General features: G+C 55.1%; 16 protein-coding genes and 1 riboswitch. Of the genes, 5 read left to right on the top strand and 11 right to left on the bottom strand.

The genetic code is table 11. From position 1 onward, the window contains the following. Window positions 1-171 precede the first annotated feature (171 nt). Window positions 172-1,101 (top strand): homoserine O-succinyltransferase, encoded by a 930-nt coding sequence (gene metA, locus Q7O77_RS04150; protein WP_304163752.1) that lies wholly within the window; start codon window positions 172-174, stop codon window positions 1,099-1,101. A 365-nt stretch (window positions 1,102-1,466) separates the two neighbouring features. Here metA and Q7O77_RS04145 read toward each other — a convergent pair whose 3' ends face one another. Together Q7O77_RS04145 and lysC are read right to left on the bottom strand one after the other, a co-directional pair. Then, window positions 1,467-2,921, bottom strand: coding sequence for a DASS family sodium-coupled anion symporter (locus tag Q7O77_RS04145; protein WP_304163751.1), 1,455 nt, complete (start codon window positions 2,919-2,921; stop codon window positions 1,467-1,469). A 231-nt stretch (window positions 2,922-3,152) separates the two neighbouring features. Beyond that, window positions 3,153-4,517, bottom strand: coding sequence for a lysine-sensitive aspartokinase 3 (gene lysC, locus Q7O77_RS04140; RefSeq protein WP_304163750.1), 1,365 nt, complete (start codon window positions 4,515-4,517; stop codon window positions 3,153-3,155). A 115-nt stretch (window positions 4,518-4,632) separates the two neighbouring features. Continuing rightward, window positions 4,633-4,829: riboswitch (Lysine riboswitch) on the bottom strand. Window positions 4,830-5,003: 174 nt separating this feature from the next. Here lysC and pgi point away from each other — a divergent pair. Both pgi and Q7O77_RS04130 read left to right on the top strand, forming a co-directional pair. After that, complete coding sequence (pgi, locus tag Q7O77_RS04135) at window positions 5,004-6,656, top strand: glucose-6-phosphate isomerase (protein WP_304163749.1); 1,653 nt, start codon at window positions 5,004-5,006, stop codon at window positions 6,654-6,656. 201 nt (window positions 6,657-6,857) lie between these two features. Continuing rightward, window positions 6,858-7,202: a DUF4156 domain-containing protein gene (locus Q7O77_RS04130; protein WP_304163748.1), complete on the top strand. Its 345-nt coding sequence runs from the start codon at window positions 6,858-6,860 to the stop codon at window positions 7,200-7,202. Between the two features lie 67 nt (window positions 7,203-7,269). Here Q7O77_RS04130 and epmB read toward each other — a convergent pair whose 3' ends face one another. Then, window positions 7,270-8,316 (bottom strand): EF-P beta-lysylation protein EpmB, encoded by a 1,047-nt coding sequence (gene epmB / locus Q7O77_RS04125; protein ID WP_304163747.1) that lies wholly within the window; start codon window positions 8,314-8,316, stop codon window positions 7,270-7,272. Window positions 8,317-8,351: 35 nt separating this feature from the next. Here epmB and efp point away from each other — a divergent pair, with 35 nt between their 5' ends. Beyond that, window positions 8,352-8,918, top strand: a complete 567-nt coding sequence (gene efp, locus Q7O77_RS04120; RefSeq protein WP_085653351.1) for an elongation factor P — start codon at window positions 8,352-8,354, stop codon at window positions 8,916-8,918. A 72-nt stretch (window positions 8,919-8,990) separates the two neighbouring features. Here efp and blc read toward each other — a convergent pair whose 3' ends face one another. The 5 genes from blc to frdA all read right to left on the bottom strand — a co-directional run bounded on the left by blc (window position 8,991) and on the right by frdA (window position 12,974). After that, window positions 8,991-9,542: an outer membrane lipoprotein Blc gene (gene blc / locus Q7O77_RS04115; RefSeq protein WP_304163746.1), complete on the bottom strand. Its 552-nt coding sequence runs from the start codon at window positions 9,540-9,542 to the stop codon at window positions 8,991-8,993. A gap of 125 nt (window positions 9,543-9,667) precedes the next feature. After that, window positions 9,668-10,024, bottom strand: coding sequence for a fumarate reductase subunit FrdD (frdD, locus tag Q7O77_RS04110; RefSeq protein WP_304163745.1), 357 nt, complete (start codon window positions 10,022-10,024; stop codon window positions 9,668-9,670). Window positions 10,025-10,038: 14 nt separating this feature from the next. Beyond that, window positions 10,039-10,434 (bottom strand): fumarate reductase subunit FrdC, encoded by a 396-nt coding sequence (gene frdC, locus Q7O77_RS04105; protein WP_085653354.1) that lies wholly within the window; start codon window positions 10,432-10,434, stop codon window positions 10,039-10,041. A 16-nt stretch (window positions 10,435-10,450) separates the two neighbouring features. After that, window positions 10,451-11,185 carry a succinate dehydrogenase/fumarate reductase iron-sulfur subunit gene (locus Q7O77_RS04100; RefSeq protein ID WP_304163744.1) on the bottom strand — a complete coding sequence of 245 codons (735 nt, stop codon included), beginning with the start codon at window positions 11,183-11,185 and terminating at the stop codon, window positions 10,451-10,453. Further along, the gene (gene frdA, locus Q7O77_RS04095; protein ID WP_304163743.1) at window positions 11,178-12,974 is read right to left on the bottom strand and encodes a fumarate reductase (quinol) flavoprotein subunit; all 1,797 of its coding nucleotides are present in this window, start codon (window positions 12,972-12,974) and stop codon (window positions 11,178-11,180) included. The genes Q7O77_RS04100 and frdA overlap by 8 nt, the downstream gene beginning before the upstream one ends. A 406-nt stretch (window positions 12,975-13,380) precedes the next feature. Here frdA and epmA point away from each other — a divergent pair, with 406 nt between their 5' ends. Then, window positions 13,381-14,358, top strand: coding sequence for an elongation factor P--(R)-beta-lysine ligase (gene epmA / locus Q7O77_RS04090; RefSeq protein WP_304163742.1), 978 nt, complete (start codon window positions 13,381-13,383; stop codon window positions 14,356-14,358). Window positions 14,359-14,471: 113 nt separating this feature from the next. On the opposite strand, the gene mscM is transcribed toward epmA, so the two are convergent. The 3 genes from mscM to rsgA form a co-directional block, all read right to left on the bottom strand. Then, entirely contained in the window at window positions 14,472-17,792 is a 3,321-nt protein-coding gene (gene mscM, locus Q7O77_RS04085) for a miniconductance mechanosensitive channel MscM (RefSeq protein ID WP_304163741.1), read from the bottom strand. A 27-nt stretch (window positions 17,793-17,819) separates the two neighbouring features. Further along, window positions 17,820-18,725, bottom strand: coding sequence for an archaetidylserine decarboxylase (asd, locus tag Q7O77_RS04080; protein ID WP_304163740.1), 906 nt, complete (start codon window positions 18,723-18,725; stop codon window positions 17,820-17,822). Window positions 18,726-18,796: 71 nt separating this feature from the next. Next, window positions 18,797-19,540, bottom strand: a 744-nt coding sequence (gene rsgA / locus Q7O77_RS04075) for a small ribosomal subunit biogenesis GTPase RsgA (RefSeq protein WP_304163739.1), incomplete at its 5' end; no start/stop codon positions are given.

Genomic DNA, 19,540 nt, shown 5'->3' with positions numbered 1-19,540 from the left:
CATAATGTGGGGATGGCGATCTGCTTATTCGTAAAAAGCATATGTTCATACTCTTTTGAGTGAAACATTTTCAACTGCACCTGTTCGCTATCGACATCAACAGGGAAAATCGCTATCTTCGGCTGTCTGGAAGTCTAAACGTATAAACGTATGCAGTGAGGTTATAAGGTTATGCCAATCCGAGTCCCCGATGAATTGCCCGCAGTAAACTTTTTGCGCAAAGAGAACGTGTTTGTGATGACATCATCTCGTGCGAAAACTCAGGAAATTCGTCCGCTTAAAGTATTGGTACTTAACCTGATGCCCAAAAAAATCGAGACTGAGAATCAGTTTCTACGGCTGCTATCAAACTCCCCCCTGCAGATCGATATTCAGCTGTTAAGAATCGACAGTCGCGAGTCCAAAAATACGCCGACTGAACATCTCAACAACTTCTACTGCAATTTCGAAGATATTGAAGATGAAAACTTTGATGGGTTGATTGTGACTGGAGCCCCACTGGGATTAGTCGATTTCTGTGATGTAGTTTATTGGCCGCAAATTTCACGGGTCGTGAGCTGGGCTAAAGAGCATGTTACTTCAACCTTATTTGTGTGCTGGGCCGTACAAGCCGCATTAAACGTCCTTTATGGCATCCCAAAACTGACGCGTGACGTTAAGCTCTCCGGCGTTTACGAGCATCATACCTTTCAGCCACATGCACTGATGACGCGCGGTTTTGATGAAACATTCCTGGCTCCTCACTCACGTTATGCGGATTTCCCGCTGGATGTTATTCGCGAACATACTGACTTGGATATTCTGGCGGGTTCAGATGAAGTCGGCGCTTATCTGTTCGCGAGTAAGGATAAACGTCTGGCGTTTGTTACCGGCCATCCGGAATATGATGCGTTGACGCTGGGTAGTGAATATTTTCGCGATATTGAAGCCGGGTTGGATACCGTTGTCCCAGTGAATTACTTCCCGGATAACAACCCCGAAAAAGCGCCTAAAGCTAGCTGGCGCAGTCATGGTCATCTCTTATTTTCCAACTGGCTGAACTATTATGTCTATCAGATCACGCCTTTCGATTTGCGTAATATGAATCCTACCTTGGATTGATTTTCTTTATTTAGGCACCTGAGGGTGCCTTTATGTTGCTTTTATTCTCCCCGCTTATTACCCCTCCTTTTTATAACGTTATATTTCAGTGTTTATCCCCCAAATATGGGGTACTTAGTAATGCTTGATGGCTCTAATATCCAGGTGAATAGATCTGGATGCATAAGCAATGACGCGGTATGAGTTGCGCGTCGAACAGATCGATAAGCCGTGAAAGGTAATGACTGATGCAGCGCAGACCGATGAAACGGTTATGGAGTGGGGGTCAGGCGATGGGTTCGATAAGGGATAATGTGGTCAAAACAAACTCCGCTGAAATAAAAACAGGGGCACTAGGCCCCTGTAAAATCAAACATCGTCTGTCATCAATACAACCCGATGACCTTCCACCATAACAAGCCGGCAGACATAAAGATCGCTTGGTTAATCAGACTGATAATGAACCCTGTTCGCCACCAGACACCGGTGGGCACATATCCTGCGCCGAACAGGATAGGACCGCGCGCATGAGTGTACTGGGTAAGAGAACAATACAGACTGCTGGTAAATGCCAGCATCAGCGCCATCGGTACTGCGGGGATATTCAGGTTAATTCCCACGCCCAGGAATACGGCATAAAGGGCTGCGATTTGCGCATTACCGCTGGCGAAGAAGTAGTGGGTGTAGAAGTAAGCGGCATTGAGCAGCAGCAGGACTAATACCCAGCTGGTTCCCTGCATCATATGACCAATGCTGTTACCGATGAGATCGCCAAACCAGGTCGTGAAGCCCAGATTCTTGAGCTGGTTCGCCATCATTAACAGCGCCGCAAACCAAATCAACGTATCCCAGGCACCTTTCTCGCTTTTGATATCATCCCAGCTCAATACGCCAGTCAGCAGCAAGAAAGAAAGCCCGACAAAGGAGGCGGTTGTCGCATCCACGCCCAGTTTGTCGCCGAAAATCCACAGAACCAGCAGAATCAACACGGTGGCAGCCATCAGCCACTCCCCACGGCTCATGCTTCCCATTTTTTTCAATTCAGCGACGGCAAGCTTGGGGGCATCGGGCGTATGACGAATTTCTGGTTTCACCAGCCAGTATACGCACAGCGGAATCACCAGCAGAGAGATGAGGCAGGGTACTACCGCGGCGACAAACCAGCTGCCCCACGTGATAGTGACACCGGCATTCGCCGCCAGTTTTATCGCTAACAGGTTACCGGTGTAAGCCGTCATAAACATTGCGGCGGTGATGTCGTTGACGTTACCGATACAGGTGACCAGGAACGTACCGATCTTATTGCGTGAAGCATCATCCGGTTTGGAGTCGAAGCTGCGTGCCAGCGAGTCGGCGATGGGATAGATAACGCCGCCGCAGCGCGCCGTGTTGCTCGGCATGGCTGGGGACAGCACCAGGTCGGCAAAAGCCAGCCCATACGCCAGGCCCAGCGTGCGTTTGCCGAGTAGACGGATCATCTGGAGTGCAATACGCCGCCCTAATCCGGTTTTAATAAATCCCCGGGCAATCATGAAGGCAACGACGATCAGCCAAATCAACGAACTGTTGAGATCGCTCAGCGCCGTCTGGATGGATGCGCTAGGCGTCTTGTCGCCTGCCGCATAGGTCAGGGCGAACAGCGTAATGCTGATGATGCCAATCGCCCCAATCGGCAATACGTTTGCCACGATACAGACAATCGTTGCGACGAAAATAACGGCTGAATGCCAGGCTGCAGGAGTCAGGCCGGTGGGTGGAGTGAGTTGCCAGAAGAAAGTTGCAATAATGACGATGACTACTAAAGGAAGCCAATTCAGGCCATAAGACGTTTTGGTCTTCATCCGTTTTCCTTACAAAGGTCTGAAGATATTGCGTGTGTGTCGCCCTAATATTGGTTAGGGAGTGAACTAAGAATAACGCTAATGAATAACTGAGAAAGTGAAAATATGCGTCTTATTGACGTAAGGCGTTTTAAAAGTATTTATTTTAGAGGCTTCATTGACGAAACGACAATGAAGAAAAATAGACGATGGCCGGAATGGAATAACCGGCCATCATGTTCGAGGAAGGGATTATTCGAATAGATTGTGGTGCAGAGTTTGTACGACCTGTTCGGCCGCGCTGGACGGCACCAGGAAACACAGATTATGACTACTGGCGCCATAACAGATCAGGCGAATATTAAAGGGTTCCAGTACGCCGAAGACCTCTTTGCCCACGCCACAAGCCTGAGAGAGTTTATTGCCGATCAGTGCGACCAGCGACATATTCTCTTCCACTTCAACCCGACACAACGAAGACAGCTCCGTCAGCATCGCGCTGGATAGCAAGCCGTCGCCGGTAGACGTCGATCCTGTCGTGTCGAGCGTAAGCGCTACGTTCACTTCGGACGTGGTAATCAGGTCCACGGAAATATTGTGACGCGCCAATATGCTGAAAACCTCCGCCAAAAAACCACGCGCATGCAGCATGTTCAGGCTGTGCAGCGTCAGCAGGGTTTGCTTGCGGCGTAGCGCCAGTGCGCGAAACAGCGGGGGATGCTCCGTTTTATTGCAGACCAGCGTTCCCCCTGCGGCGGGGTCTTTGCTGGAGCCGACGAAGACCGGGATGTCGCTGCGTACGGCGGGTAAAAGCGTCGCGGGATGCAGGACTTTGGCGCCGAAGGTCGCCATTTCCGCGGCTTCCTCAAACGTGATCTGATCGATGCGTTTAGCGGCGGGCACCACGCGCGGGTCGGTGGTGTAAATGCCGGGAACGTCGGTCCAGATATCAATTCGGCTGACGTTCAGGGCTTCGCCCAGCAGTGCGGCCGTATAGTCGCTGCCGCCGCGTCCCAGTGTGGTTGTCCGTCCTTTAGACTCGCTGCCGATGAAGCCTTGCGTAATGACGAGGCTATCAGCCAGACGAGGCAACAACTGCTCACGGGTCAACACTCCCAGCGCTTCGCAGTCAGGCTCGGCACGGCCAAAACGATCGTTGGTGCGCATAATCTTGCGCACGTCGAACCACTCCGCCACGACGCTGCGTTCCCGTAGAATCTCAACGAACAGCAGCGTGGACATCAGCTCGCCGTGGCTAACCAGCTCGTCGGTCAGTGCGGTAGAAGTGGCTAACGCCGCCGCTTCTGAGAGCCGGGCGATGTTGTCGAGCATCCGGTTGATCTCTTCACGGATGACGTCCGGATGAGTCAGTTGGTCGACAATGGCATATTGGATCTGGCGGATTTTATTCAGGTGTAATTCGCGTTCTTCTAGCGGTACGCCTTCTGCCAGCGCGACCAGTAAATTGGTGACGCCAGCGGAAGCCGACAGTACGACGATGCGCACCTGCGGATTGGAAAGCACCACATCGGCGCTGTGGTTCATCGCATCGAAATTGGCGACGCTGGTGCCGCCGAATTTGGCAATAATCAACGCGTTTTGTTGTTGAGCGGACATGTATGAAACCTCGTGTCAGGAGACGGCATCGCTAAGGCGTGGAGCCGTCCATCGTTAAGCCTGTGCACAAGGGAAGAGCGATAAGCAGGGAGCAGACGTAGAAAAAAGCTACGATACACCCAGAAGCGCTCCACCTTGCTGAACATCCTGTCGTGCAGGATGAGCCGGTGACAACCCAGGGGATTCAGCCCCTGTGGTCGATGAAATCAATGCCGGCGTTGATCTCACCTCGGCGACGCTCCCCCTCGGGTATCTTCTTCGGAAAACGGCTCCTCCAATACCTTACCTGGGCGACGCACCTCTTCTGGCTTGCGAACCTCATGGGCTCGTAAGTAGGCCATTACAAATAACGGGTTACGCGGCGGCTGTCAATGACTCGCGGGCTTCCCTGCGGGGCATTTCGCAAGAAAAGGGATCTCAAGCGGAGCGTTAAGGGATACAATCTCTTGATTACTGACCATTCATTCTTAGACAAAGAGTACCGTTATGAAAAATATCAATCCAACGCAGACGGCCGCCTGGCAAGCTCTGCAGCAGCATTTTGCCGTGATGAAGGACGTTCAAATCAGCGATCTGTTTGCCCAGGATGATGCCCGCTTCCAGCGGTTTTCCGCGACCTTTGACGACCTGATGCTGGTGGACTACTCAAAAAACCGTATCACGGATGAGACGCTGGAAAAATTGCAGGCCCTGGCGCGCGAGACCGATTTGGCTGGTGCAATTTCGTCCATGTTTTCTGGTGAAAAGATTAACCGTACTGAAGATCGCGCGGTTCTGCACGTTGCCTTGCGTAACCGCAGCAATACCCCGATCGTTGTCGACGGCAAAGATGTCATGCCGGAAGTGAATGCCGTTCTGCAGAAAATGAAGCAGTTCAGCGAACGCGTTATCGGCGGTGACTGGAAAGGGTATACCGGTAAAACCATCACCGACGTGGTGAACATTGGTATCGGTGGCTCCGACCTGGGGCCGTTCATGGTGACGGAAGCGCTTAAGCCTTACAAAAATCACCTCAACATGCACTTCGTCTCCAACGTTGATGGCACGCACATCGCTGAAACGCTGAAAACGCTGAACCCGGAAACCACTTTGTTCCTCGTCGCGTCTAAAACGTTCACTACTCAGGAAACGATGACCAACGCCCACAGCGCGCGTGACTGGTTCCTGAAAGCCGCCGGTGACGAGAAATTTGTCGCTAAGCACTTTGCCGCGTTGTCCACCAATGGCAAGGCCGTGGGCGAGTTCGGGATTGATACCGACAACATGTTTGAATTCTGGGACTGGGTTGGCGGTCGTTACTCTCTGTGGTCCGCTATCGGTATGTCTATCGTACTGTCCATCGGCTACGAAAACTTCGAACAGCTGTTGAGCGGCGCTCACGCGATGGACAAGCATTTCGCGTCCACGCCTATCGAGCAGAATCTGCCGGTACTGCTGGCGCTAATCGGCATCTGGTACAACAACTTCTTCGGTGCGGAAACAGAAGCGATTCTGCCGTACGACCAGTATATGCACCGTTTCGCCGCCTACTTCCAGCAGGGCAACATGGAGTCCAACGGCAAATACGTTGACCGCAACGGCACGCCGGTAGATTACCAGACTGGCCCGATCATCTGGGGTGAACCGGGTACTAACGGACAGCACGCGTTTTATCAGCTGATTCACCAGGGAACGAAACTGGTGCCTTGCGATTTCATTGCGCCTGCCGTCAGCCATAATCCGCTGAGCGACCATCACAGCAAATTGCTGTCCAACTTCTTTGCACAGACGGAAGCGCTGGCCTTCGGGAAATCCCGTGACACGGTTGACGCCGAATTCGCCGCTGCGGGTAAAAAACCGCAGGACGTGGAACACGTCGCACCGTTTAAAGTGTTTGAAGGCAACCGTCCGACCAACTCTATTTTGCTGCGTGAAATCACGCCGTATAGCCTGGGTGCGTTGATTGCGCTGTACGAACACAAAATCTTCACGCAGGGCGCGATCCTGAACATCTTCACGTTCGACCAATGGGGCGTTGAATTGGGTAAACAACTGGCTAACCGCATCCTGCCGGAACTGCTGGACGATTCTGCGGTGAGCAGTCACGACAGCTCCACCAACGGCCTGATCAACAACTTCAAAAAATGGCGTCAGGCATAATCAGCCCGATGTAAGCCATGCTGCTCGCGCGGTCTGTGGTATGGGCGGCGCGAGCAGAAAAAGACAGACAGGTGTAGCCGGTCTTTCTGGCGTCCCTTTGATAATGGGGTGAAAGCCGACATACCGGTTATCGTGACATCGTGGTATTTGCTACCGAAACAATGACCGTCAGACCGCGATCTTAATTATCTCGGAGGGAACATGCGGATTCGTATTCTTATGGCTGCAGCAGGCGTTTTGCTGGTGGCCGGATGTAACTCGACTCATTCGCTCAGCCCTGCAGGGCAAGCAGTGCGTTTTACGGATAGCTTGCCTGGCGCGGAATGTCAGCGGCTTGGCGCGGTGACCGGCACCCAATCCAACTGGTTGTCTGGGAGCAGCGACTCAGGCAGTTCGATGAGGGGCGCGGCTAACGATCTCCGTAATAAGGCGGCTGAGATGGGGGGAAATGTGATCTTTGGCGTGACATCGCCGAGTGAGACGTTCCTGTCCAGTTTCGCTCCGTTGGATAGCAAGATGCAGGGTGACGTGTATAAATGTCGTTAACGCCCGCGATGTGACAAAAGAGGCCGACGCGTGTTTTCGTCGGCCTTTATTTTATCCAGCGACTGTTTTATCCGGCGACGTCGTCCTGACTTTGCCGCATGCCGAGATCCAGCGGCGTCTTGCTGGCTTCTCCACCGATTTCCCGCGCCAGCCGGGGCACTAGATAGCCTGACACCAGCGTCATCAACGTTCTGATGATGTCTCTTGCCTCATTATCCGGCACCAGAAAATGCGCAGCGCCTTGTACTTTGTCCAGGACATGCAGGTAATACGGCAGGATCCCCGCATCGAACAGCGCGTTGCTAAGCGCGGCGAGCGTTGTGGCATCATTGTTAATACCGCGTAGCAGTACGCTCTGATTCAACAGCGTCACCCCCGCGAAGCGTAATCTCGCCATACTTTGTGCTACGTCAGTGTCGATTTCATTCGCGTGATTAATATGCGTGACGAGCACCACTCGCAGTCTGGATTGCTTCAAGCGTTGGCATAGCGCGTCCGTGATCCTTGCCGGGATCACTACCGGTAGTCGGCTATGGATGCGCAGGCGTTGAAGATGGGGAATGCTTTCCAATTCGGCGATCAGCCAATCCAGCTCGTGATCTTTCGCCATCAGCGGATCGCCGCCGGAAAAAATGATCTCATCCAGTTCAGGATGCTGACGAATATAGTCCATCGCCTGCCGCCAGTTGGATTTATTCCCCTGATTATCCTGATACGGGAAGTGGCGACGGAAGCAGTAACGGCAGTTGACGGCGCATCCGCCTTTGACCAGCAGCAGCGCTCGATTACGGTATTTGTGCAGCAGGCCGGGAACGACGCTGTCTTGCTCTTCCAGCGGATCGTGGCTGAATCCGGGCGTCTCAATAAATTCCTGCGGTGCGGTGATCACCTGCAACAGCAGCGGATCGAGAGGATCGCCCAGCTGCATCCGCGCGGCGAAAGATCGCGGTACGCGCAGGGGGAAAAGCCTACGGGCATCACGCCCTTTTGTCAGCTGAGGGTGCTCTTTTAGCGCGAGAAACTGGAGTAATTCGTCTGGATCGGTAATAACGTCGGCGAGTTGCTGTAACCAATCTTCTCCAGACAGCGTATTTCGGGTTATAATGTGTGCCATTTTTTGGCTAAGTTACCAGTAATAAGAGGACCAACATGGCGTCTTATAGTACCAATGAATTCCGTTCCGGTCTTAAAATCATGCAGGACGGTGAGCCGTGTGCGATCATTGAAAACGAATTTGTTAAGCCGGGCAAAGGCCAGGCGTTTAACCGTGTCAGAATCCGTAAGTTGATTTCCGGCAAAGTGCTGGAAAAAACCTTCAAATCCGGTGATTCCGTTGAAGCAGCGGACGTCATGGATATGAACCTGACTTACCTGTACAACGACGGCGAGTTCTGGCATTTCATGAACAATGAAACGTTTGAACAGCTGGCTGCCGATGTGAAAGCTGTTGGCGACAACGCCAAATGGCTGGTTGAACAGGCAGAATGCGTACTGACGCTGTGGGACGGTGCTCCGATCGCCGTGACGCCGCCGAACTTCGTTGAGCTGGAAATCACCGATACCGATCCGGGCCTTAAAGGCGATACAGCCGGAACGGGTGGTAAACCTGCAACGCTGACGACGGGCGCCGTCGTTAAGGTTCCTCTGTTCGTACAGATTGGCGAAGTGATTAAAGTGGATACTCGCTCTGGCGAATACGTGTCCCGCGTAAAATAATCCCTCCGCATAATACCGCTGCTTTCTCGCAGCGGTATTACCCACACCGTTTATCACGCAAAGCGTGTCCCGTCACTGTGTTGTCTCCGCAATATCGTTATCCGACTGATTAACCCAAATAAGCTGCTCTGTGTCAAAACCATAGCGTCTGGCCGTCGTCAGCAGCTGTTGTTTCACCGTGTCGTCCAACGTCGGCGTGCGAGATAAGATCCACAGGTAGTTGCGGTTGGGCCCGCAAATCATGGCATAGCGATAGGCGTCGTCCAGCGCAATCACATTATAGCTGCCGTAGAATGGCCCGAAGAAAGAGACTTTCAGCGATGCCGTCTCCGGATCCCCAATCAGATATCCTTTCCCAATACTCTCCTTCCAGCGCTGCTGCTGCGCATTAAAGCCGCGATTGGTGACGGTAATGCCGCCGTCGTCGCGCGGGTGATAGGTTGCCGTCACACGGTCCAGCCCGCGTTCGAAGCGGTGGTCGAGACGCGCAATTTCGTACCAGGTGCCGAGATAACGGTGTATATCGAAGTTTTTAACGACATCGACATTCTCCGGCGGTGTCGTACTGCAGGCGGAGGAGAGCAGTGACGTGATTGCCGCCACCAGCGTTTTCCATCTTTTCATCGGTTTTTATCCTCCAGGGATAGACCATGGCTGAAGAGTGATGACGTTAAGGGTAGGAAGCGTTTGGCGGACTGGCAATGAAAAACGGCCTGCATAGGCAGGCCGTTGTTTTTTGGCGCGGGGTTTTAAAGCGTGACGAGTCCAATAATGGCGACCACCGTCAGAATGGCCGCGAGTCCGTAAAAGACCCATTTACCTGCCGGCACGTGAATTTTAAGGTCGTGCATGGCGTGGTGCATGCGGTGCAGGCCACACCAGAGCGGCAGCACGATCATCAGCAGCAGGAATACCCGGCCGATAAAGCTATGGCTAAATGCCGCGATGCGGTCGTAGGACAGTGCATCCGGGAACAGTCCCATTGGCAGCAGAATACCGACCAGCAGGACAATCACCGGCCCGAAAACGGCGCTCCACATGCCACCGGCGCCGAACAGCCCCCAGAAAGGCGGTTCATCGGAACGTTTTGGCGTTTGATTAATCACGTTATTCCTCCTGATCAGTACAGCAAGGCGATAGCCAGTATCGCCAGCGTGACTACCACGGTCACAATCCACAGCGCTTTAACGATCGGCTCGGGCCCCATTTTTTCATCTTTAATGACGATGATGGTGGCTTTGGGCGCCAGATCGAACCAGGTTTTGGTCTGAAGAGCCGCAGCCAGCAGCGCGATGATATTGATGAACAGCACGATGGGGTTTTGCAGGAAACCGACGAAGCCTTCCCATCCTTCCACACCGTGTTTCAGTGCGAAAACGCCGTACAGCAGCACGATACTGAACCATACTGCCGGCACTGCCGTTCCTTCGCGCAGCATATAGAAGCGGTAATATCCCAGCTTCTGCCACCAGGTCGGCGTCATACCACGGACATACGCTTTACGTTTGGTTGTCATTGTTTGCCTCCCTCCCTTATTGTGGTTTCAGCATGGCGATCATGAAGTCTTTGGCGCTTTCGACCTTGCCCTGCTGAATGGCGGCGGCGGGATCGACGTGCTTTGGACACACTTCGGAGCAGTAACCGACAAACGTACAGGACCATACGCCGTTATCGCTGTTCAACTGAGGCATACGCGCTTTCTTGCCGTGATCGCGGTTGTCCAGATTGTAGCGGTGCGCCAGCGTAATGGCGGCCGGGCCGATGAACTCCGGGTTCAGACCAAACTGAGGGCAGGCGGCGTAGCACAACCCGCAGTTGATACAGCCGGAGAACTGATGGTATTTCGCCATCTGCGCCGGCGTCTGCTGGTTGGGGCCGTCTTCCGGTTTGCGATCATTGCCGAGAATGTACGGCTTGATGGCTTCGAGACTCTCAATGAAGTGAGTCATATCGACCACCAAATCGCGCTCGATAGGGAAGTTACCCAGTGCTTCTACCTTCATGCCGTCGGTGTAGTCGCGGAGGAAGATTTTGCAGGCCAGCTTCGGGACGTTGTTGACCATCATGCCGCAGGAGCCGCAGATCGCCATACGGCAGGACCAGCGGTAAGACAGGTCCGGCGCCAGGTTGTCTTTGATATAACCCAGCGCATCAAGCAAGGAGGTCTGCTTGTTATACGGCACTTCATAGGTTTCGAAGTGTGGCGCACTGTCCTGCTCCGGGTTGTAGCGCATGACTTCCATTTTCAGGGTTTGCATCTCAGCCATTCGCTTGCTCCTTCTTACTTTTCTCCTGAGCATCGGCTTCACCGCCGTAAACGCGTTTCGCCGGCGGCAGCTTCGTGATCTTCACATCGCTATACTCAAGACGTGGAGCGCCATCCTGGCTGTGGAACGCCAGCGTATGCTTCAGATAATTGACGTCGTCGCGTTCGGTGCAGCCTTCGTCAAGACGCTGATGGGCGCCGCGGGATTCCTTACGGTTGATCGCGGAGTGCGCCATGCATTCCGCCACATCGAGTCCGTGACCGAGTTCGATGGTGTACAGCAGGTCGGTGTTAAACACGCTGGAGTGGTCGCTGATTTTGACGCGTTTGAAGCGTTCTTTCAGCTCGGCCAGCTTATCGACGGTTTTTTGCATCAGGTCGGTGGTGCGATAGATACCGCAGCCTTCTTCCATCGTCATCCCCATCTCATCACGGATTTTCGACCAGCTTTCCGTACCTTCCTGATTCATCAGGTCATGCAGTTTTTTCTCAACGTCGCGGGTCTGCGCATCCAGTGCGCTGGTATTGGCGGGCGCCGCTTCCTGAGAGCGTCGTACGGCGTGTTCACCGGCCAAACGGCCGAAGACCACCAGCTCTGCGAGGGAGTTAGAACCCAGACGGTTGGCGCCGTGCAGGCCGACGGAGGAACATTCACCGGCGGCGAACAGGCCTTTGATGCGCGTTTCACACTGCTGGTCGGTTTCGATGCCGCCCATGGTGTAGTGCGCGGTAGGGCGGATAGGAATCGGTTCTTTGACAGGATCGACGCCGACGTAGGCTTTGGCCAGTTCGCAGATGAACGGCAGGCGCTCTTTCAGCTTCTTCTCGCCCAGGTGACGCAGGTCGAGGTAGACCACATCGCCCAGCGGAGTCGAGATGGTGCGGCCAGCGCGCCACTCATGCCAGAAGGCCTGAGAGACCTTATCGCGCGGCCCCAGCTCCATGTATTTATTTTTCGGCTCACCCAGCGGCGTTTCGGGTCCCATGCCGTAATCCTGCAGATAGCGGTAGCCATCTTTATTGACCATGATGCCACCTTCGCCGCGGCAGCCTTCGGTCATCAGGATACCGGAGCCGGGCAGGCCGGTCGGGTGATACTGTACGAACTCCATATCGCGCAGCGGCACGCCGTGGCGGAACGCCATGCCCATGCCGTCGCCAGTGACGATGCCGCCGTTGGTGTTATAACGGTACACACGTCCGGCGCCGCCTGTCGCCATGATGACGGCGTTGGCGCGAATCTGCACCAGTTCGCCTTCCATCATGTTGATGGCGACGACGCCACGCGCATGGCCTTCATCGACCAGAATATCTAGCACGAAGTGTTCGTCGAAACGCTGAATTTGCGGGTACTTCAGCGACGTCTGGAACAAGGTGTGCAGCATGTGGAAACCGGTTTTGTCCGCAGCGAACCAGGTGCGTTCAATCTTCATCCCGCCGAAACGGCGTACGTTAATCGAACCATCCGGTTTACGGCTCCACGGACAACCCCACTGTTCCATCTGGATCATTTCACGGGGGCATTCGTGAACAAACTGGTCGACGACATCCTGTTCGCAGAGCCAGTCGCCGCCGGCGACGGTGTCTTGGAAATGGAAGTCAAAGCTATCGTGATCCTGAGTGACCGCTGCTGAGCCTCCTTCTGCGGCCACGGTGTGGCTCCGCATTGGGTAGACTTTAGAGATCAGCGCAATCTTCAGTTGGGGATTAGCTTCGGCTGCAGCAATAGCTGCGCGTAAGCCAGCGCCCCCGGCCCCGATAATGGCCAAGTCGGCATTAAAGGTCTGCACTGCATTCCTCCAGTTACATAAGTTAAATAAGATAAAATAAGAAAATAAAGCGTAATGCGAATATTGGATTTATTTCTGCCCAGTTTTTAGTGAGTTGGAAGGGGCAGAAAAAAAGTCTGACGGCCGTGGATAACCGTTAAATCACTCTTTTTTGTGTGGAAATGATTATAGCTATTTAAAGGTAGCTGAAATTTGATGTGATCCAGCATTTTGCTGTTTTTTAACCAGCGGAGAGGAATAGTTCGTAAAACGTGATCGAAAATGCAATTAAAGTAAAAACAGCACTTTTATTGCTTTAATAAATACTTATCCCTACCGATTAAAACATCTTCAACTGGATATAATTTGTTTGGTCGGACTGATGCGGGTAGACTGCACCCCCTCTTTGACTTTGGAGTAGACCACCATGAGCGAAACGGCAAGTTGGCAACCCAGCGCCCCAATTGCCAATCTGTTGAAGCGGGCGGAGATCATGAACGAAATTCGACGCTTCTTCTCCGATCGCGGCGTGCTAGAGGTGGAAACCCCCGCCATGAGTCAGGCAACGGTCACAGACGTTCATCTGGTCCCCTTCGACACCCAGTATGTCGGACCGGGCGCAGCGGACGGCCTGAAACTCTATCTGATGACCAGCCCGGAATACCATATGAAACGCCTGCTGGCGGCGGGCAGCGGCCCGATTTATCAGCTGGGGCGCAGCTTCCGTAACGAAGAATCCGGCCGTTATCACAATCCTGAATTCACGATGCTTGAATGGTATCGCCCTCATTACGATATGTACCGCCTGATGAACGAGGTGGACGATCTGCTGCAGCAGGTACTGGAGTGCGAAAGCGCCGAAATGCTCACCTACCAGCAGGCTTTCCAGCGTCATCTGGACGTCGATCCGCTCTCCGCCGACAAGGCTCAGCTGCGCGAAGTCGCCGAAACGCTGGGCGTGGGTGACGTCGCGCATCAGGAAGACGATCGCGATACGCTGCTGCAATTGCTGTTCGCGGTAGGCGTTGAAGTCAATATCGGGCGCGATAAGCCAGCCTTCGTCTATCATTTCCCGGCCACGCAGGCGTCTCTGGCTGAAATCAGTACCGAAGATCACCGTGTCGCCGAGCGGTTTGAGGTCTACTTCAAAGGGATTGAGCTGGCGAACGGTTTCCGCGAGCTGACCGACAGCGCCGAGCAGCGTCTGCGTTTCGAGCAGGACAACCGCAAGCGCGCCGCGCGCGGCCTGCCGGTTCAGCCGATAGATGAAAACCTGTTGGATGCGCTGAGCGCAGGTATCCCCGATTGCGCCGGTGTGGCGCTGGGTGTTGACCGCCTGATCATGCTGGCGCTGAAGGCCGAGTCTATCAGCGAAGTAATTGCCTTCCCGGTCGACCGCTCCTAAAGCGCAAGCGGGTTAGCGCAAGGCTCCAATAAAAATCCGGTGAGGCGAGAAGCCTGCACCGGATTTTTTTATGCGCGTCATTCAGGGCGGAATACCTAAGACGGGACAGGCGACTAGAGCGCGCCGTCCGTACGTGTGGCGGAACCGGCGTTACGGCCGTCAATCTGTACGGAGTCCATCCGGACCTGGAACGGCGGGAACGGCATCACCAGATCGTGCTGACGGTAGCTGTCCAGAATCAGCTGGTGCAGCTCATGGCGCAGCGGCATACGGTGCCCCATCTCCGCGGCGAAGATTCGCAGTTCAAACAGCTGAATCCCTTGACGTAAATCAACGAGGAAAACCTCCGGTGGCGGGTTGTCCAACACCAGCGAGCATCGTTTGACGGCATCCAGCAGCAGGTTGGTCACTTCTTCCGTATTGGCGTCTGCCGGGGCTGGAATGGTTAGCACCACGCGCGTCACGGAGTCAGACAGCGACCAGTTGATGAACTGTTCCGTGATGAAGGCCTTGTTGGGAACGATGATCTCCTTGCGGTCCCAGTCCGAGATCGTTGTGGCGCGGGTGTTGATACGCATAATGCTCCCGGTCAGATCGCGGATCGTCACCGTATCGCCAATACGTATCGGTTTCTCGAACAGAATAATCAGGCCAGAGATAAAGTTGGCGAAGATCTCCTGCAAGCCGAAGCCCAGCCCGACCCCCAATGCGGCGACCAGCCACTGAAACTTGGACCACTCGATGCCGAGCATGGAGAAGCCGAACATCCCGCCGATCAGCAGCAGCACATATTTGCTGACCGTGGTGATGGCGTAGCCGGAGCCGGGCGACAGCTCGACGTGTTGCAATAACACCAGCTCCAGCAGCGCGGGCAGGTTGCGCATCAGCTGAGTCGTAATAAAGAAGATCAGAATGGCGATCAGCACCGCGCTTAGCGTAATTGGCTGGATAGTCTCGGTGCCATTGATCGTGCTGGTGGCGTCCCACAGGCTGATGTTCTCCAGAAAGGAGAACGCCGAATGTATTTCCGACCAGAGCGCCAGCACGGAGACCAGCGCGATCAGCGTCAGCACGGAGCGTGCCAGCTGCAGGGATTTCGCGCTGATGGCGTCCAGATCGACCACGGGCTCTTCAACGACTTCACTGCCAGCTTCATGACTCTGCTGCGTCAGCTCCTCCTCGCCGCGCGCCCGGATCGCCAGTATCTCCGCCCGGCGCTGCTTGGCGCGATCGAAGGCGATGCGTCGGCGCTGAATCAGCATCCAGCGGCGAATGATGTGATAAATCACCAGCAGGAAGAACCAAATCGCGACTGACTTTTCCAACCGGGCCAGCAGCGCCTGCGACGTGGCCAGATAGCCAAAGCAGGAAGCCAGCACGGCGATCAATGGCATACAGAGCAGCAGATTCCACATGGCGCGGTTCACGGGGTTTTCTCCAGAACCTTCCTTATCCAGATACAGCGGTATTCCCGCACGTTTCAGGCTGGTGGTGACCAGACTGAGCGCCAGGCAGAGCAGGATGAAACAGAGCCGTCCCAGCGTGCTGGAGAATTGGCGATCGTTGAGATTATCGAAGGTAATCAACGCCATGATCAGAGGAACGATAAGCCCGATAGACAGCCGATAGTAGCGCATCGCCCGTTCAACCCGCTTAGGCGACCAGCCGAAATGGACGATGAACAGTCCCTGACGGTGCGCGAACGAGGCGCTGATCATCACGACCCACATCAACGGCACGGTGGCGGTGACGCTATCGCCGATGGCGACGGCGACCGGATAAGGCCACGCATTTTGCAGGCCGTAGCCCAACGCCGCCCACAGGATCGGCAGCGGAATGGCGACCATTATTGACCAGAATACGGTGCGAAGCGTCAGCATGAAGTGATCGAGCGTCACTTTGCCCACGCGTCCGCTGGCTCGCTCCAGAAACGCATGATAGTGGCGCCGTGAACTGATACTGAGCGCGACCAGCAGGAGTGCGCCAATCAACGGCAGCAGCGTACTCCAGCTGGTGACCATCATCACCATGGCGCTGCTGAGCTGCGTCAGCGTGTCCAAAGACAGCAGACGGGACAGATCCTGCACCAACTGAAGCGGGTAGGAGAGCGTCAGCGGGTCGACGTCCGCCACCCAGAACAGATAGCGGTGGGCGGCCTCGCGGATCTCAATCAGGGCATCTTCGAGCTGATTACTGGCGACTTTCAGTTTGGTCAGTTCCAGAATCTGGGTATCACAGCCTGAAATCAACGAGGTCAGCAGCTCACGTTGCGTACGTAGCTGATCGTTAAATATTTTCTGCTGAGAGGCGGTGAGCGGTGAGCCGTCATCCTGCTGCGCCTGCTCGTTCTTCGGCAGCTTGGAGAACGTGTCTTCGTACTGCAGACGCTGCACCCGCAGCTGGGTCATGTCGCCATCCAGCAGTTGGGGCTTCGGCATTTCCGGCAGTCGGGCGACCTGCGCACGCAGCGTTTCGCCCAGCGCGGTAGACGAGCCGAGCCACTGAGCCTGTTCGCGCAACGTGCTCAGCGCCTGACGCACCTGCAACGTTTGCGAAGCGGCCTGCCGCTGCTGCGAGGCGATCAAGTCCATGCGCTGCGCCTGCTGATTCAGCGCCACAGATAAATCACGGTTCACCTGCAACTGGCTGGCGATGGCGGAAGGCAGGTTGCCGCTTTGTTCCGCTAGCAGTTCGGTGCGTTCCAGCGCCTGTTCGGCTTCTCGCTGGCGCATACCGTTGAGGGTGCTGCGCAGGGTTTGCAGCTGATCGTCCAGACGGTCCCGCTGCTGTTTGAAGAGCTCCGCCCGTAGGCGGGAAAGCTCTTGGCGATTGCTGGCGGACAGCTGTGCCAGCTCCAGTTCATCGACCCGGCTTTTACTCAGCGCGGCTTCCGCCTGCAATGATGCGAGCTGCGCTCGCGCCAGCGGCGTGTTGGCGTTGCCCTGCGTTTGGATCCGGCGTTCGACGTCGTTGAGCGCGCGACTGGCTTCCGACTGTTGCTGCGGCAGCTGCGCCAGCGAGTCGCTGATCTCCCGCAGTCGATCCTGCTCCAGCTGCTGCTGGCGGGATTGCTCCAGCAGTTGGCTACTGGTTTGAACGATCTGTTGTTCGAGTTCGTTGACGGAAAGGTTATGTACGGCGGGCGTGGATTTGGCGTCTTCCGCCGCCAGCTCCTGACGTAGCCCGCGCGTGAGGCGGGGGAAATCTTCGATCACGCGCTGATACTGATCTACCCGTTCGAGAGCGCCTTTACGCTCATCCAACATACGCAGAGCGGATTGCAGCTCTTTGACGATGTCCGCCTGATTCGGCTGTGACTTGTTCGCTTCCGCCTGCTGCAAATCCTGACGTAGCTGGACTTCGCTGGGAAGCTGGGCGGTCAGCGCCGGGGCGGATAGCAGGCATCCCAGTAGAAAGATCAGTATCAGACGCACGCTAACTTACCTCTGTAATTTCGCGGTTTAAGGCGTATTTCCCGCAGTCGTAGAGACGACGGCGTCCTCGCTTATGGCTTCCGCGAGGGGTTCACCCATGCGGGTGACGCTTTGGTTGGACAGATTGGTCATCAGCTGCACTTTGCCAGCGGCAAACAGGTTGATAACGGTAGAGCCCAGTTTGAACTGACCCATCTCTTCGCCTTTATCCAGCGTGATAGCGCCTGTTTCACCCTCGGCGGGGTAGGTCCAGCGCTTGATGATGCCTTCGCGCGGCGGCGTCACGGTGCCCGCCCACACGGTTTCGATACTGCCGACGATGGTCGCTCCCACCAGAATCTGCGCCATCGGACCAAATTCGGTATCGAACAGGCAGATCACGCGTTCGTTACGGGCGAACAGGTTGGGCACGTTGGCGGCGGTCAGCGGATTCACGGAGAACAGGTCGCCCGGCACATAAATCATCTCGCGCAGCGTACCGTCGCAAGGCATATGCACGCGGTGGTAATCCTTGGGCGACAGGTAGGTGGTGACGAACAGACCATCACGGAAGTGGTCCGCCATGAGGTAGTTGCCCGCCAGCAAGGCTTCCAACGAATAGGTGTGTTGCTTTGCCTGCAACAGCGTGTCGTTTTCGATCGCCCCTAACTGAGAGATCGCGCCGTCAGCGGGTTGTACCAAACGGTGATCGTGCGGATCGACCGGGCGAGCGCCGGGACGCAGGGGGCGCGTGAAGAATTCGTTGAACGTCGGATAAGCCGCGGTATCCGGCTGCTGGGCTTCCTGCATGTTGACGCGGTAAACGCGAACGAACAGGTCGATCACCAGCTTGGTGAGCGCGCCTCCGCGTCGTTCGGCTCCCCAGCCAGCGAGCCGGGTCAGCCAGATTTTCGGCAACAGATGTTGTAAAGCGATCTTGATTCTATCCAGCACAGTGAGCCTCTTGGGTTTGGTGATGCGCCAATATTAAAAGCGGCGCATTGTAGCGATGGTGACAATAAATGTCAGTTATCCGAATCGGAAAAGGATTTACGCGTTTTTACCTGAGACATGCTTTCAAGGATGCGGTGGTAGTTTTCAAAACGCTCGGCTGCGATGTCCCCGCGCTCCAGCGCGGCCCGTATGGCGCAGCCTGGGTCGGTGTCATGTTTGCAATCGCGGAATTTACAGCTGCCCAGGTAGTCGCGGAACTCGATAAAGCCCTGCGTAACCTGTTCGGGGTCGAGGTGCCACAGTCCAAACTCACGCACGCCAGGGGAGTCAATCACGTCGCCGCCGTGCGGGAAGTGGTACATGCGGGCGGCGGTCGTCGTATGTTGCCCCAGTCCCGAGTTATCGGACACATCGTTGACCAGGATTTTGCCTTCTTCAGGATAAAGCAGGGCGTTGAGCAGACTGGACTTACCGACGCCGGACTGACCGGCAAAGATGCTGATGCGGTTAGTCAGTTCGGTTTCCAGCTCTTTCATGCCGTCGCCGGTTCGGCTGGAGACCATCAGTACTCGATAGTGTAATGCGCGGTAGATATCCATGACTTCGTCGACGAACTGAAGTGATTCTTCATCCAACAGGTCGATCTTGTTCAATACGATGAGCGGCTCGACTTCCAGCGTTTCGCAGGCCACCAGATAACGGTCGATGATATTGATCGACAGTTCGGGAAGGATGGCGGAGACAATCACGATCTGATTGATGTTGGCGGCGATAGGTTTGACGCCGTCGTAAAAGTCCGGACGCGTCAGGACGGA

Origin of the sequence: Lonsdalea britannica (genome assembly GCF_946477055.1) — a bacterium.
Classification (GTDB): domain Bacteria; phylum Pseudomonadota; class Gammaproteobacteria; order Enterobacterales; family Enterobacteriaceae; genus Lonsdalea; species Lonsdalea britannica_A.
Note: the sequence above shows the minus strand (reverse complement) of the source record. Positions and strands in the feature narration are given on the sequence as shown.

Excerpts from the sequence above, each read along its gene's own strand:
- epmA (WP_304163742.1), top strand. The coding sequence starts at position 13,381 with ATGAGCGAAACGGCAAGTTGGCAACCCAGCGCCCCAATTGCCAATCTG.
- Q7O77_RS04100 (WP_304163744.1), bottom strand. The coding sequence starts at position 11,185 with ATGGCTGAGATGCAAACCCTGAAAATGGAAGTCATGCGCTACAACCCG.
- efp (WP_085653351.1), top strand. The coding sequence starts at position 8,352 with ATGGCGTCTTATAGTACCAATGAATTCCGTTCCGGTCTTAAAATCATG.
- frdC (WP_085653354.1), bottom strand. The coding sequence starts at position 10,434 with ATGACAACCAAACGTAAAGCGTATGTCCGTGGTATGACGCCGACCTGG.
- pgi (WP_304163749.1), top strand. The coding sequence starts at position 5,004 with ATGAAAAATATCAATCCAACGCAGACGGCCGCCTGGCAAGCTCTGCAG.
- blc (WP_304163746.1), bottom strand. The coding sequence starts at position 9,542 with ATGAAAAGATGGAAAACGCTGGTGGCGGCAATCACGTCACTGCTCTCC.
- epmB (WP_304163747.1), bottom strand. The coding sequence starts at position 8,316 with ATGGCACACATTATAACCCGAAATACGCTGTCTGGAGAAGATTGGTTA.
- metA (WP_304163752.1), top strand. The coding sequence starts at position 172 with ATGCCAATCCGAGTCCCCGATGAATTGCCCGCAGTAAACTTTTTGCGC.
- lysC (WP_304163750.1), bottom strand. The coding sequence starts at position 4,517 with ATGTCCGCTCAACAACAAAACGCGTTGATTATTGCCAAATTCGGCGGC.
- Q7O77_RS04130 (WP_304163748.1), top strand. The coding sequence starts at position 6,858 with ATGCGGATTCGTATTCTTATGGCTGCAGCAGGCGTTTTGCTGGTGGCC.
- Q7O77_RS04145 (WP_304163751.1), bottom strand. The coding sequence starts at position 2,921 with ATGAAGACCAAAACGTCTTATGGCCTGAATTGGCTTCCTTTAGTAGTC.